Source organism: Halobacteriovorax sp. HFRX-2_2, assembly GCF_043196705.1.
Lineage (GTDB): Bacteria > Bdellovibrionota > Bacteriovoracia > Bacteriovoracales > Bacteriovoracaceae > Halobacteriovorax_A.
Window position 1 is genome coordinate 291691 of record NZ_JBEBMT010000003.1, and the last position, 15270, is coordinate 306960.

Annotated in this window: 8 protein-coding genes; 3 read left to right on the forward strand and 5 right to left on the reverse strand. The window is 38.3% G+C overall.

The features are described from left to right. Positions 1 to 28: 28 nt before the first annotated feature. The gene (locus ABMA79_RS11880) at positions 29 to 1000 is read right to left on the reverse strand and encodes a 2-hydroxyacid dehydrogenase (protein WP_393092787.1); all 972 of its coding nucleotides are present in this window, start codon (positions 998 to 1000) and stop codon (positions 29 to 31) included. A 145-nt stretch (positions 1001 to 1145) separates the two neighbouring features. On the opposite strand from ABMA79_RS11880, the gene ABMA79_RS11885 reads away from it, so the two are divergent. After that, positions 1146 to 2507: a S8 family serine peptidase gene (locus ABMA79_RS11885; protein WP_392860647.1), complete on the forward strand. Its 1362-nt coding sequence runs from the start codon at positions 1146 to 1148 to the stop codon at positions 2505 to 2507. Between the two features lie 37 nt (positions 2508 to 2544). Here the strand turns inward: ABMA79_RS11885 and ABMA79_RS11890 are convergent, their stop codons facing one another. Together ABMA79_RS11890 and ABMA79_RS11895 are read right to left on the reverse strand one after the other, a co-directional pair. Then, on the reverse strand, positions 2545 to 4149 hold the full coding sequence (locus ABMA79_RS11890) for a hypothetical protein (protein WP_393092790.1): 1605 nt from the start codon (positions 4147 to 4149) through the stop codon (positions 2545 to 2547). Between the two features lie 76 nt (positions 4150 to 4225). Beyond that, the gene (locus tag ABMA79_RS11895) at positions 4226 to 6427 is read right to left on the reverse strand and encodes a penicillin acylase family protein (RefSeq protein WP_393092793.1); all 2202 of its coding nucleotides are present in this window, start codon (positions 6425 to 6427) and stop codon (positions 4226 to 4228) included. Between the two features lie 83 nt (positions 6428 to 6510). Here ABMA79_RS11895 and ABMA79_RS11900 point away from each other — a divergent pair, with 83 nt between their 5' ends. Both ABMA79_RS11900 and ABMA79_RS11905 read left to right on the forward strand, forming a co-directional pair. Further along, positions 6511 to 7866, forward strand: a complete 1356-nt coding sequence (locus ABMA79_RS11900; RefSeq protein WP_393092796.1) for a KamA family radical SAM protein — start codon at positions 6511 to 6513, stop codon at positions 7864 to 7866. Positions 7867 to 8050: 184 nt separating this feature from the next. Continuing rightward, positions 8051 to 12307: a hypothetical protein gene (locus ABMA79_RS11905; RefSeq protein ID WP_393092798.1), complete on the forward strand. Its 4257-nt coding sequence runs from the start codon at positions 8051 to 8053 to the stop codon at positions 12305 to 12307. A 144-nt stretch (positions 12308 to 12451) separates the two neighbouring features. Here ABMA79_RS11905 and ABMA79_RS11910 read toward each other — a convergent pair whose 3' ends face one another. Beyond that, on the reverse strand, positions 12452 to 13804 hold the full coding sequence (locus ABMA79_RS11910) for a TldD/PmbA family protein (RefSeq protein ID WP_392860655.1): 1353 nt from the start codon (positions 13802 to 13804) through the stop codon (positions 12452 to 12454). After that, entirely contained in the window at positions 13804 to 15189 is a 1386-nt protein-coding gene (locus ABMA79_RS11915) for a TldD/PmbA family protein (RefSeq protein WP_392861020.1), read from the reverse strand. The genes ABMA79_RS11910 and ABMA79_RS11915 overlap by 1 nt, the downstream gene beginning before the upstream one ends. Between the last annotated feature and the right edge of the window lie 81 nt (positions 15190 to 15270).

Consider the following 15270-nt stretch of genomic DNA (forward strand, 5'->3'; position numbering starts at 1 on the left):
TAATTTAGGTAAACCTTATATAAAATTCTTAAACACTTGTTCTTAAATCTTTGCCATTTGCATAGTTTTGAATATTATCAAAAATGAGCTGGGCCATATCAGAACGAGCAACATCATTGGCCGAACCAATATGCGGTAAGATAAAGATATTATCGAGTTCACGTAGGGGAGAGTTATCACTTAAGGGCTCATTGCAAACGACATCGAGCCCCGCACTTGCTTGTTTATTCGATTTAAAGAAATGATACATGGCCTCTTCATCAATGATTTCACCTCTGGCCGTGTTAACTAATAGAATATCTTCTTTCATCAAATTAAAAGCGTCTTGATTGATAAGTTGATGGGTCGCTTCGCTATATGGACAGTGAATTGAAATGATATCGCTTTCTTTGAGAAGCGTTTGTAAGTTGACGTACTTTGCTTCACACGTCTCTTCGATTTCTGATTTTTTGTTTGGCCCAGTGTAGATGATTTCTTGATTAAAGGCACCTTTACACATTTTTGCAAATTGAGTTCCAATCCTTCCTGCGCCAATTACTCCGTGTTTTATGTTAAATAGTGACTTACCAATGAAGCCTGCTGGCTCCCAAGTTTCCCATTTTTTATCGATGACATTTTGTCTTGCTGCTTCAATTTTTCTTGCACTACAGAGCATAAGGGCCATGGCCAACTCTGCTGTGGCATTGGTTAGAACATTTGGTGTGTTTGTTACACTAATGCCATTTTCATGACAGAAGTTAATATCAATATTATTAAAGCCGACAGCGTATTGAGAAATTAATTTTAACTTCGGAAGTTGCGTTAAAGTTTTTGCACTCAATTTATTACTAAGCATCGAGATAAGAACATCACAATCTTTTGCGCCACTTACAATATCAGCTTCTGAAATTGTGCCATTTTGCGTGCGATCCCAAACTGTGACTTGGTGGCCTTCTTTTTTAAGATCTTCAAATAGGGGACCTTTTATGACATCTGTGGCGAAAATTGTTAAATGACGCATGTTTTCCTCTGCTGTAAGTCAGTGTTTTCTTCTATTCGTTCTATGTAAGACGTTGTAAGCTAACTTCATTTTACATATGCAATCTAAATTTTAAAATAGATAATAGTCTTAAATTAAATTCAAATATATTTCATTGGAGGAAATTTTGAAAATATTAGCAAATATATTAGCAGTGGCACTTCTATCAAGTGCAACAAGTGCTGCAACAATCGCAATTATTGATTCTGGTACTGATATGATGCACGAGCAAATTGCTCCTAAAGCATGGATCAATCAACTAGAGATTCCTGGAAATGACCGTGATGAAGATCGCAATGGTTACCAAGATGATGTTTATGGATGGAACTTTGCTGAAAGCAATAACCAAGTTATCGACTATAAGTATCTAGGTACATTAAATGACGATATGGTTAAGTTCTTTGAGCTACAAGAAAAGTCGATGCGTGGAACGGTTACACAAGAAGAATTAACTTGGATGAGAGAAATTATTCAAGACCAAGACTTTATTAAAAGAATGACTGTCTACGGAAACTTTATGCACGGAACTCACGTTGCTGGTATTTCAGCGCAAAAGTCTGACGATGCAAAGATTCTTGCTGTTAAACTTATCCCAACAGAAGTTAAGCTTCCTGGACAAAAAGTTGCCATTAATTCTTTCTTAGGTGGTTTTGTTGAAAAACTAATTAAGGCGGGGATTGATCAATTAGCAAAGGCACAAACTTCGACGTTTAATGAAATTGCTTACTATGTAGCTGACCATGGAGCACGTGTTGCTAACGGATCATTTGGTACTGGTTATCCACAAGCGAAGATGATTGTTGAAACAGTGATGAAAACTTTTTCGAAGAAAGAACCAAATCCTGAAACAGTTGATATGTATGCAAAGTACTTTCTAAGTGCTCTTGTTAAGAACTCTCAATCGATGCTTGAGGCAGCTCCAAATACTCTTTTCGTATTTGCTGCAGGTAATGATGGCCTAAATAATGATATTTTTCCAACATCGCCAACAAATATCCAAGGTAATAACGAAATCTCAGTTGCTGCAACAATTGACTATGATCAATTAGCTCCATTCTCTAACTACGGTGAAAAGATGGTTGACGTTGCTGCTCCAGGTGTAGGGATTCTTTCAAGTGCTCCAGGCAATAAGTACATTAAAGTTTCTGGTACTTCACAAGCTGCTCCGTATGTAGCTGGTGTTGCTGGTAAGGTATTTGATATTAACCCTGAACTAACTCCATTTGAAGTTAAGAGAATTATCATGGAAACTGTTGATGTGAAATCGTTCCTAGCTGGAAAGGTAAAGACATCTGGTGTTGTTAACTCTGAGCGTGCCCATAGAGCTGCGATTCTATCTCTTTCAGCTTCTGTTGATCATGCAATTGCTGCTGCTAAGAGTGAGGTACTTGACATGGAATCTCCTCGTTTAGAGAAGGGATCTAAGAGACCTATCTATATTAAAGGATCTGTACTTCCACTACCTTCAAACTTTGTTATCTCAAAGTAATCAATAAAAAGGCCGCTAATTTAGCGGCCTTCTTTTTTTATAATGTATCTTTTAATTCTTGAATTGATCCTCTTTTAGCCGTGCCAAATTCTGGCCTTTTATTTTTTTCATTTAACTCTTTCTTATTAAGTCCTTTCATATAAACCACAAGACTTAATTGTTTCTCACGTTGCGGATCTTCTTCTTGGTTGATAAAGGTTTGGACAAGATCAAATCCATACATGGCAGGTTTTCCCATAACAAGATTAACATCCCAGTCGATTCCGCTCTTATCTTCATTTGGATTTGTTTCATATGAATATTGGATTAGCTCTGTACACACAAATCGTGAGTATGAGTTACCATTAAATGAGTAATCATACTTTTTACCAATACTTTTAAAAGTACGCTCTAGGGCAAGTGCCTTGTCTTTTTTTGAGAGGTTAGGGCGTAGAATAACAAGATTATCCCATGCCATTGATGGGCCAAGCTCCATAAAGACAACACCTGGTTTTAGCCCTTCAAGTGTTACGTAAGGCCTACCCTCTTTTTCACTCTTTTCGTATTCATCCATTGACTCAGGATATTTTTCCCTTAGATATGACATATAGTCATGACACTTCATCAGTTCGACAGCACAACGTTTTGCAAAGACTTCGTTTGTTTCAACGTCATCTTTGAAGTAATTATTAAACTTTGAATACTTGCCAATAAACATAAGGCCATGGGTCCAATTACCTTTGAAGACAAGATTAGATAACTTTCCATAACGTTGGATCGCACCAATGTCTCCAGGCTCAAACTCTCTTTCAGATACCTTCTTAAGTTCATCTACTTTGATAGCATGCTTGATTGGAAGGGCAACATAGCTAAAGCTCTTTAGTATAAATTCTTTGATATTATAGAGAATATTGTAGCGGCCAGCATTCCAACTTGTTTCTTTTAGTAAGCTTTTAAAAGACGTTAGCTCTTGGCGTGATTCATCAATATCATCTTTAATATCTTCCACAAGTGCCTTTAGGGCCTTATCGCTTCCTGCAAGCTTAGTAATTTCACTGTCAAGATTATAGAAGTCTGTAATTGTCGGGGCCTTAATAAAGCGCAGGTTATAGCGATTATACGGAGGGTCCATATGATCACGGCCACCTTGATTATGAGAACGATTTGAATCGTTTAATTGGCGCTTTGTTTCTTTAAAGTCTTTTTCAAAGTGTTTTGAATAATAATCAATGTCTTCAAAGTCATCAGAGAAGACAGAAATAAAATTCTCCCCAGACATCATCATATAATTCATGAGAGATAGCATTGCTTTATATTTGGCCGTACGAATTCGTATTAACTCTAGGGCCTTGGCATTATTCTTCTTTCTTATATGATAAGTTATCTTCTCCAGTGCCTCATCATGTGAGTGAAGAAGGTAATCAAGTTTTTCGAATTCATTTATTAGCTCTACTCTTTCGTGATAACGAACAATATAACGTGGAGTAAATGTTGTTTGATAAGATATGTCTTTAGTTGCGAAAACAAAATTCATAAGGGCATCTTGTAATTGTTTATCAAATGAGGCCGCAGACCTTTGAAAGTCTGAGCTTTGATATTCCTTGGCCATGATAGATAAAGGCAAAGACGTGGCAATTAGAATTGATACAAATAGAGTTTTCATCCTCTCTTTATAGCAAATTTATTGGGACAGGAGGGCCTGGCCTGTAAAGCTTACAGGCCTAGTATCAATAGGTTAGTCACTTACCATTAGTGATGACATTGTGGCGATAACGGTTATTAATCCAGTTACTTACATCACTTTTGTAGTTCTTTGAAAACCTGCGGTCACTAAGTCCTCCAGGTAATACGGTATAGACATCTGGAGATGAGTGATTTGTCACCATCTTCCACGAAGGGACAAATGATGTTGTTCTTCCGTGGGCCTCGTAGACTGCTCCTTGAGTGATTGTCGAGCGATTGCCTGGAATTTCGACATTATCAATATCAAAACCTAGAAATAGTGGGAGTTTACCATCAAAAAGAATATGCTTCATTTTATAACGATTCTTATCTCCCCAGCGCATATTCTTTGGGGCATCTGCAAGGCACTTATTTAGGGCAGCTTCAATATACTGTTCTTTTTCCTTGCTATCTTTAAACCAGATATGGTCAATATCATTCGTTAGAAAGATTCGATCAAATAGACCGTAGAAGTCAGCAATGATTGAGGTTTCATCCATACAATATGTTGTCACTTGCTCACCGAGTAAGTGATCACTAAAGAAGTCTTTTAGTAAGGTACGATAGAAATTTTCGAAGATTGTGGCTTCACAATTATCGACATCATAATTTCTCTTCCACGCTAGAAGTCGTTTTCCAATTTCATTCTTTTCAAAAACACTATGAAAGACATTAATATAGAGATCAGCTTGTCTTGAGAAGGTATCTGATTGCATCGTTTTAAACATCTCAACACTGTGGTCTTTGTTACCAATTAAAAGCTCCTCAATCCTATCCTTACGATATGATGCCATTGGCGCATTGATTGCAGTTGGGAACTGCTCGTTTTGAATACGGTTATTGGCCGTCGCAATAATTTTGATATCAGGATTTTTGAAATGATAGAGTTGGTGACCTTCGTAATAGCCTTGCCAAATATTTTGTTTAAAGAAACCTTCAACAGGATATAGGCCTGAGTGGGCCCTCTTTGGTAGAACCCCTGATTGGTGGTAGGCGATATTTCCACTTGAGTCCGACAGGAGCCAATTACAGCTGATGGCAACGTTAGAAACACAACCGAAAAGATCATCGACATTCTTAGCATACAGAAGGTCCATGATGGCCTTTAGAGTTTTTGCTCCACCTCTTTTTCGACATGACCATGCCATCGAGAGGTAGTGGCCATCGATGATATTTTTATTTTCACTATCGACTTCAAGAAAACCTGCATGAGTTTCTCGAATGTAGAGTTCGACATCTTCTTTCTTCTTTCTTTTGATGAGGTCTCGTCTTACTTTGAAATCAAAGAGATTCGATTCAAAGCGATACTTATTATCACGGACTTCTTCAATAAAGTGGTCCACCATATCCATGAAACCATAGGTGAATGAGAAAGCTGTGTCATCACTTCTACCCATAACAAAGCCCGGAACACCTGGCATCGAGATACCAAAGAAATTTCCAACATTTTTGATATTGGCCTTCATCTCATACCAAATGGCCGGTAGGCGATTACACTCTAAGTGTGGATCGCAGGCGTGAATGGCCTCTCCCTTCATATTTGACACCCAATTATTTGAGGCCTGAATCTTTGGGATATTCTTTAAAAATTTATAGCTTTCAGGAATTAGAGGATTATAAACTTTGACCTTGCTGATAAGATTAATTTCACTATCTGTTATCGTATCAAGTGCACCCTTTGCAAGTGATTTAATACGCTCTACTTGAGTGTCTTGATCAACTTTGTCATTTAGTTTTTGAGCATTCTGTAGCAACTGAATGATTAGCTTTTCTAGGTCCTGCTGCCCTTGAGCGAGTCCTAGAAAGCTCATGGCCTTAATTGTTAGAATCGTATCACTGATACGCCACTCGCTAGGCCTGTGACCTAGAATCTTAAATTCAAATGGGTGGCCTTCACCGATGGCCTTATTAATTCCATCTACGTAGTGTGTTAATAACGTATTTGTCTCTTCATCGATATTTTGAATTTCTTCTTTTGCAAAGTGGTTAATTCCCAGCTCACGCATATATTTATCAATGGCGAAAGTCTCTTCACTGTCCTTTATGCACTCACACAGGCGTCCTTGAGCGATAAGACGCAACATCTCCATTTGCATCAAACGGTCCTTGCCGTGGTAATATCCTTGTGCGAAGAGAAAAGATTTGACGTTCTCGCATGAAATATGTCGAGTGACATTATCTAAAACATCTGAGGTATAATCTAAATTAGGTTTTTCCATATCTTAATAATGACACGTTTAGCGTTTCCTAAAAAGGAATATTTTGGGATATAATATGTAAAATTACATTCAAGGATTATTTTATGACGACGACTGATCTATCAACTGATCACTCTCAAGATCACATGAAGATACCAGATCTTGAGCACAGAAATTTTAGAAATGATGACTTTTGGAAACAGATCCCAGCATGGGCAAATGTAACAAGAGGTGAGTTCTCAGATCACCTATGGCAACTGAAGAATTCCATTCGAAAAATTGACCAAGTTAAAAAAGTTCTTGGTGATAAAATCTCAAAAGAGTTCTTTGAAGACCTACAACAAGGTCAACATATTACTCCAATGAATATCAGAATCACTCCATATGTTTTTGCACTAATTAATTGGGATGATCCTGTTAACTGTCCACTACGTAAGCAATTCTTACCAATTGGCTCTCAGTTCTTAGAAGATCACCCTATGCATATGGCCGACTCTCTTAGTGAAGATGTTGATTCACCAGTGCCAATGCTTACTCACCGCTATCCTGATAAAGTTCTTTTTCTTCCACTAACAATTTGTCCAGTTTACTGTGCTTACTGTACACGCTCTCGTGTTATTGGTGGTTCAACTGAAACAGTTGAAAAAGAATCTTATGGTGCAAATCAAAAGCATTGGGATAATGTTTTTGCTTACCTTGCAGCTCACCCAAAAGTTGAAGATGTTGTTATCTCTGGTGGGGATGCATTCATGCTTAACCCTAAGCAGATTCAATATATTGGTGAAAACCTTTTAAAGATCCCTCATATTCGTCGTATCCGTTACGCGACAAAAGGGATTGCAATCTTTCCACAAAAGATTCTTACAGATGATGCGTGGATGGATGCCCTTATTAAAGTTAATAATCTTGCCAAAGGTTTTGGAAAGCAGATGGTGATTCATACTCACTTTTCTTCTCCACTTGAAATTACGAAATGGTCACAAATGGCCATGGATCGTCTTTTCAGTGAAGGAATTCTTGTACGTAACCAAGCGGTACTTCAAGAAGGTGTAAATAACCACGTCGATACAATGGTTCTTCTAACTCGTAAGCTTGGGTATATGAATATTCAACCTTACTATGTTTATATGCACGATATGGTTCCAGGCTGTGAACACTTTAGAACGACACTTGCTGAAGGTGAGGAGCTTGAAAAGGCCGTTCGTGGAACGACTGCAGGATTTAACACACCTACATTTGTATGTGACCTTCCTGGCGGTGGTGGTAAGCGCCACGTAGCTTCTTACGAATACTATGATCAAGAAAATGGAATCTCTGTTTGGCGAGCTCCATATGTGAAGCCAGATAAGTTATTCACTTACTTTGATCCTATTCATAAATTAGCACCTGATGCTCAGGAGCGCTGGAGAGATGCGGCAACTCGCAAGGCCATGATCGATGAAGCAATCGCTAAGGCCTAATAAATCACTAGTACGATAAGTATCTAATATTACACTTATGTGTGGCATTAAGTTGGCACACATAAGTGATTGATTTCTCATTTATTCAACCTAAAATTAAATGTTTATATTCTGCTTGAGTAATTTACTCATTCTTCCGATAAAATATATATAAATTTAATCTTAAGAAAATTAAGAGGGAAATATGTTTCGTCTCATAATATTAATCACTTTTACCACTCTGTTCAATATGCACTCTTATGCTGCAAATGAAACTGATGCGTTCATTAAATCAGAGGCCAAGAATCTTGAAGCGGTTGTTGGGAAATCATCAAAAGTAGATGCCAAGGCCGTTGATGCCTATATCAAGAAAAATCTTGAGGCCTCAAGCGATGAGTATGTAAAAGTAATTATAAATAAACTCAATAAGACTTCAGTTAACTCTAGGCCACAAATGATGGCCCAACTCCTATATTCTGATAAGAAATATTTAAAAAGGGGACAAGCCTGTTACTCAGCAACAAACCAATGCCATAAAGGACTGATCTGTGGACTGCCACTATATTCAAAAGATAAGAATTATTATGAGAAATGCTTAGTTGCAAAAAAAGCTAATCAAGCATGTTCTCCAGAAACTGATATGTGTGAAGCTGGCTCTTGTAAGAAAATGAGACGCCTAACTAATATCAATACTTGTAGTATTGAAAAGGATTCTTGTTCAAAGGATAGCGAATGTTGTTCAAACTCTTGTGATAAAAGAAGAAAAATTTGTCGTGCAAATTATAAGTGTTCAAGCTGTTTTGGTATGGGACAGAGACCTGATAAAGGTGGAGAGTGTTGTGAGTCACTTTTTAAAAACTCTAATGGTGTTTGTGCCCCAATTCTTCCAACTTTTTCATCACTGCTTGAATTTATCATTCCAAGTGCACATGCTTTTACACGCGCAGGTGACTCATCTGAAATTCAGTCAAAGGTTTCAACTCTTAAGTCAAAGCTTGAGGCGCTCTTATCAAATAATCAAGTATCCGCAAGTAAAACGGCCACGTATATGTCAAGTCTAGATAGTCAGGTTAACTCTTGTCTTTCAAAGCCTGAAAGAGATCATGATCGTGACGCTTCAACTCGCTACCCACGAAAAGCATGTCTGGAAGAAGTTTATGCAGGTATCTCTACCGAGTATACTCACCAACAAGCTGTTGGTAGTAAAATGAATGAGGCCACAAAACTAATTGATAATTTTAAGAAAGAAACGCAGGCCAACCCAAAACACCCACAGCATTCAAGTGATGCTTTTGATAAATTTGCGGCCCCTTATCGAAATGCTATTACTTCATGTGCCAATAAAGGTTCTGCCTTAGGCACTGATCACAGCACTCGTATGAGATTAGTTAAGCAATGTGTGGATAATGCTAAAATTACAATTAATGATGGTGTTGTTGAGGCCAATTATATTTCAATGATGACAGGGAAAGAAACGACAGACCCTGACTATACTCTTTATAATGGACACCAAGACGCTTCTCCTTTATTTGAAGATGTTTATATCTCTGATATGAAGTCTTGTCGCGTAAACCTATTTGGTGACTTTCTATCGGCACAATCAAATGACTACTTCGAAGTTATGATGATGATGTATGCAATGGACTATACAACAGGTGGAAAGGATGAAGGTGACTTCTTTCACATCAAGTCGCAATATAATACATATAAAGCGGCAAGTGGTTCTTATACTGGGACAGATAATCAACCTTATAATTGGAACGTCCAAACAAACTCAATGCGTGGCTTTAACTTCTCTCGCTTCGATCCTTCTATTGTTGGCCGTGGAAGACCGCTATGGGATGAATTTGATTACTCTGTAGGTGAGGAAGCACTAAAAGAAATTACTAATTATATAGAAGACCTTCCAAGAAACGAAAAGAAGATCTTTCTACACCTTTTCTACAACGGAAAGCTTACTCCTAAGGATCGCAATAATATCGTAAATTACTATATGAAAGACGATGACAAATTCCTTGAGGGATTTGATGGACACGATCCTAAGTCAGGTGCTGGACGCTACAATATTCGTGACGTTGTCCGCTTTGAGGCCATCAAGTATAAACACTCACAATTTAAACTCTATTCAGTTCTAAAGAAGAGATCTCTTGAGATGATGTGTCGTTGTGTTGATACTGTGGGGCCAATGAGTCCTGAAGATTGGCTACAACCAGACGTCGAGGCAAATTATATCGCAAATTGTAATGGCCTTGGTAAGTATGACACTTATGTTCTTAATAATGAAAAAGAAGTCTGTGATGAAACTGGTGGTAATTGTAAAAAAGTTTCTGATAAAGACTATATGAAGACCATTACAGATAAAGAAAAGCAAGGTGTTGAGGCCCTTGGTGGCGATTCTGCAATTGAGGAAAATTCTCTAGGAAATGCAGTTGTTAAAAATGATGGTTATTCATTAAAAGATCGTGAACAAGACTACTTTGTTCAAACTCTCGATCAAGTTACTGCCTGTATCGGAAGCGGAGAGTGTACAAAATCATCTCGTTACGGCGAGTTTGTTCAAGATGGAAAAGTTAAATTTACTGATGCAAGAAAAGAGACGGCAAAGGGCCATGGTATGGACTTTACGCTCTTTCTACGTGATATGGCACTTATGAAGATTAAGGCCATTGAAGATGCTACTCTACAAAATATCAGCGCTGGTACGGCCCTTTTTGAATATACTGTCCAGTGGCTTAAGGAATATAATTGGAATTATATTAAATACAATGGAAAGAGATACACTCTTGGTAAGAAGTGTCTGTATCCAGTTTGTTGGATTATGAAGTTAATGAAATTCTTTGGACTTCATAAGAATAGCCTTATTGGAAATCTCGTCAATATTACAACTGGAGGAATTCTCTTTGGTAGTGACTACGACGTCGACCTGGACCCTGAAAGAGGGCCAGAAAATATTTGTGGGCCAAGGACAAGCTCGACTTGGAAGATTGCTCGTGTACCTGTTGGGCGAAAATACAAAATTAAATGTATGAGCTTCCACTCCCAGAATAATGACGTCTGTAATAAGGAATTGGCGGCCGGTGTTTGTACGCGAAATACATATGCTAAGAAAGAGGGAAGTGTTGCTCTAAAGCTTCTTGATCCTTTCCTACCAGATATGTCGAGTCTATATTCAACGAATTACTCTTCTCGTACGAAGATTCCATTTAATGCTGGAAAACACGATATTCATAATTACTATGTATTCAATGATCGAATCACAAATTTTTACCGTGACCATGCTAGAGGATACTTCTTATCGACTCTTGTTTCAGAAGATAATGGTGACGAGAAGGAAACTGAAGATAGAAAAAGAATGGCCGACGAGTTTGCCCAATATGCTTATCGTTACCACTTCTATGCGCCAAAAGTGAGTCGCTTAGACTACTATATTACACCAGGGCTTATCCCTTATTTTGAAATGCTAATTGCTAAGCTTAATAATTTCATGGGGCAAACTCTAGCAAACTTATCTGGAACGGCAGCCTATGCGCTAAAAATGCATAATTTCTACCACACTGTAAATGATGGGATTAATGCTTCCACAAATGTCGAGCGTAAGCAGACTCACCGTGGGATACCAGATGTTCAACTAAGTAATGGCTTTGGTCAGTTTACAAATTGGTTAAGTGGTTTCAGTACTGCTGGGGCCAATTTCCAAGATGCCTTAAATGGGAAGAAGACCCTTAATTCAACAGTGAGTGGTAAGTTAAAAACAGGGGGAAGTTCAACGAACTCTGCTATTTCACGTCTAAGTAAAGGAATTAGAAAGCAACTAGACCGTAATGCGAAAAGACGCACGGACACACAGCTTATGAAAGATACTCTTGCAAAACGTGGAAAGAGTGGCGAATTTGCTTCCCTTCAACGTATTGCCGATGACAGAAGCGCTGAGCATAGTGCAAACCTTTCATCACTTACGGATTCTTTCCTAAACTCAACTCTTGGAAGCTCGGCCGCTTCTCGTATTAGAAATCGTATGGCCAATGGTGGGCAAAATGGGGACGGAAGTCTTTCAGGTGAAGGCTACTCACAAGGTGAGATTAACCCTGATGCTCTTTCTGCAAGCTCTAAAAGAGGACGCGGTGGAAATGGTATTGGTGATGGAGTTGGCGGTGATGGACTTAATGGTGGTGCCGGTGGCGATGGCCTAGGTGCTGATGGTGCAATCCCAGCGATATCTTTTGATAACCTAGAAGATACTGATGGACTATTTGATATGGATGATGGAGCCATGGTTATGCTTGGAGATCAGAAGATGACTGCAGGTCAGCTTAAGAATTATATTTCAAATATTAAAGATAAGCGTGCAAGACAAAATCTCTTCCAGAAACAAGATAAGGAATGGGAACGTGATGGAGTGACTTTATTTGAGCTCATCTCTCAGCGCTATCAGCAAACAGCTTTTCCTAAAATGCTTAAGTAGGGTGCCATGCACTTTTGGTTTCGCACTTGCTAAATAATGTGGAAGCTTCGACATTATCACGCATTTAATAAATGGAATAAGAGTAAAAAAAAGAGGTGCAGCACTTTTGATTTAGCAGTTGCGAAACCAAAAGTGCATGGCACCTTATGAACCAGCAATCATTAGGTCTTTAAAGAGAATCTTTGGTGTAAAGAGTGAGTGATCACTTGAAGATTCAATTTTATCTCCAATTAACTCAATTTCACTTAGCATTTTAAAGAAGTTTCCACTTACTGTTACATCTTTAAAATAACCTTCAATTTCACCATTATTCCAAACACGTCCACTAACACCTAGTGAGAATTCACCACTAATTGGCCTAATCCCACTATGAAGTCCTTGAGCTGTTAGAATTTCCACATAACGACGAGAATTGAATTCGTCTTGCGTATTTGTACCGGCCTCAATAATGAAATTTGAAGTCGTTGCACCTAGTGCAGATTTTGCTCCACGAGTTGCGCAGAAATTATTTTCAAGCCCTAGCTCTTTTGCCGTGGCGCTGTTGTGTAGAAATTGTGCAAGCTTACCATTTTCTAAAAGAGTGTTAACCTGCTTTTTCTTACCTTCGCCGTCAAATGGACAAACACTATAGCCGCCAGCAAAGAAAGGATCATCCTTAAATGTTAGGCGAGAGTCTGCAACCATTTCTCCTAATTTATCACGCCACGGATTTGACTTATCAATGGCCGCACGTGCACTAAAGAGAAGCATAAAGCTTGATAGGATATTATCAAATAAATCGATTTCAAAATTTACATCGTAGTCACCAGTTTTAATCTGGGAAGCATCGATGAAATTATTGGCAACTTCTAATGAAGTATTAATAACCTTATCGTAATCAAGCTCTCTAAAATCTCTTTTAGTATCAGCGAAGTAGTGCATAGCATTTTTATCGCCTTTTTTAACAAGAGCAGATGTGTATGCAGTATATGCCTTTGACTGGTGCGTACAAAGAACGCCTCTTGAGTTACCAATGGCAAAATTTGAAACACCTTCAGCAATTCCATTATAAGGAGCACTTTGGCAGTTTTCGTCACGACGTCTAACTTCAGATTCAAGATAAAGTGATTTTTCAATCATTTCATTTGCATCTGGAGCATGTTCGATATTTGCCGCAGGGTTAGCATCATCAAGAGTGATACCTTCTTGAATCGTTTGGTACTCATCAACCTTAGAAAATTTTGAGTTTTGAGAAGCATTGTAAAGTGTCGTTCGAATCGCTTCATCACTTAAGTCTTCTGTGAAACTTAGGCCGACTCTCTGATCCTTAATGACACGTACACCTAGTGCACCAGTATTAGACTTCTTGTATTCACTTAATTCACCTTGTTCGGCCTTAAGTGAAAATGATTCAGAACCAGAAATGATAACATCAACATTATCAATTCCCATGTCCTTGGCCATATCAAGGGTACGGTTAATATAATCTTTTTGTAATTGTGTTTTTGTCTTACTCATTACTTACCTCCACCCACAAGAATTTCATCTACTTTTAGGGCAGGTTGTCCTACAGTTGTGTTAACGCCACCTGATACTGAACCACAGACACCGGCCGCAAAATCAAGATTATCTGAAACCATTGAAATTTGCTTAAGTGTTTCTGGGCCTGTTCCAATTAGAGTTGCACCTTTTACTGCATCACCAATCTTTCCATCTTTAATTTCATAGCCTTCGATAACTGAAAAGTTAAATTCACCAGTTCCTGGACTTACTGAACCACCACCCATTTGCGCACAGTAAATACCGTGGTCAATTGAAGCGATCATCTCTTCAAATTTATCTTTTCCGGCCTCAATATATGTATTTCTCATACGAGATGTCGGGGCGTACTTGTAAGATTCACGACGGGCAGAACCTGTTCTTTCATAACCAGTTTTCATTGAACCTAGTTTATCAACCATAAAGCTCGTAAGCTTTCCGTCTTTAATAAGTTGAGTTTTTTGTGACTTCATCCCTTCATCATCGATATTGATTGAACCCCAGTAGTTTTGGTTTGTTCCATCATCAACGGCACTAACAGCGCTTGAAGCAATCATTTGATCCATCTTGTCCCAGAAAACTGAAGCTTTCTTAGCAACAGAAGTTGTCTCAAGAAGGTGACCACAAGCTTCGTGGAAGATAACTCCACCAAAACCATTATCAATAACAACAGGCATTTTACCGGCCGGACAAGGCTTGGCCTTAAGCTTTGTTAAAACTTCTTTTGCAAGCTTTTCAGAGATATACTTAGGGTCTTGGCCTTGAATAAATTCCCAACCAAGCATCGCTCCTGGAGAATATCCTGCACTATCTTGAATCGTACCATCACTCGCAATACAGCTTGCTCTTAGACGAACATAATTTCTTTCATCAGTTACGTGTAGGCCCTCAGAGTTGAAAATCTCAATCTCTTGAAAACGTTGACTTGTGCCAATTGGAACTTGTGTGATCTTATCTGTTGTCCCACGAGTTAGGCGATCAATTTCTAGAAGTAGAGGGATTTTCTGATCGAGAGAGATATTATTCTTTAGCCCTGTTTGCACAAAGTGATTTTGTAGCGGCTTTTCATAATTAAAATTCGTTGCAGTTACAATCGGATCTCTTAGGTCTTTTGCACTCAAAGAAGAAACAATGTCGAGTAATTCTTCTTTCTTTGTTGAGTTTGTATAACCATAGAGAACTTTTGTTCCATAAAAAAGACGGATACCAATTCCGAAGTTAATTCCGTTTTCAATATTTTCAACATTAGAACTTTTAATGCTGATTGATTCAAACGTTTGGCGATCGACAAAAATTTCTGCAAAGTCAGCGCCGCGAAGAAGTGCGTAGTCGATAACTTCCTTTGCAATTGTACTATCTAACATCATTGTGTTTCCTCCAAAATATTAGGATATGTTAACAAAGAATGAGGGTGATTAAAAGGCAACAAGCGTTCTAGGGCCGAG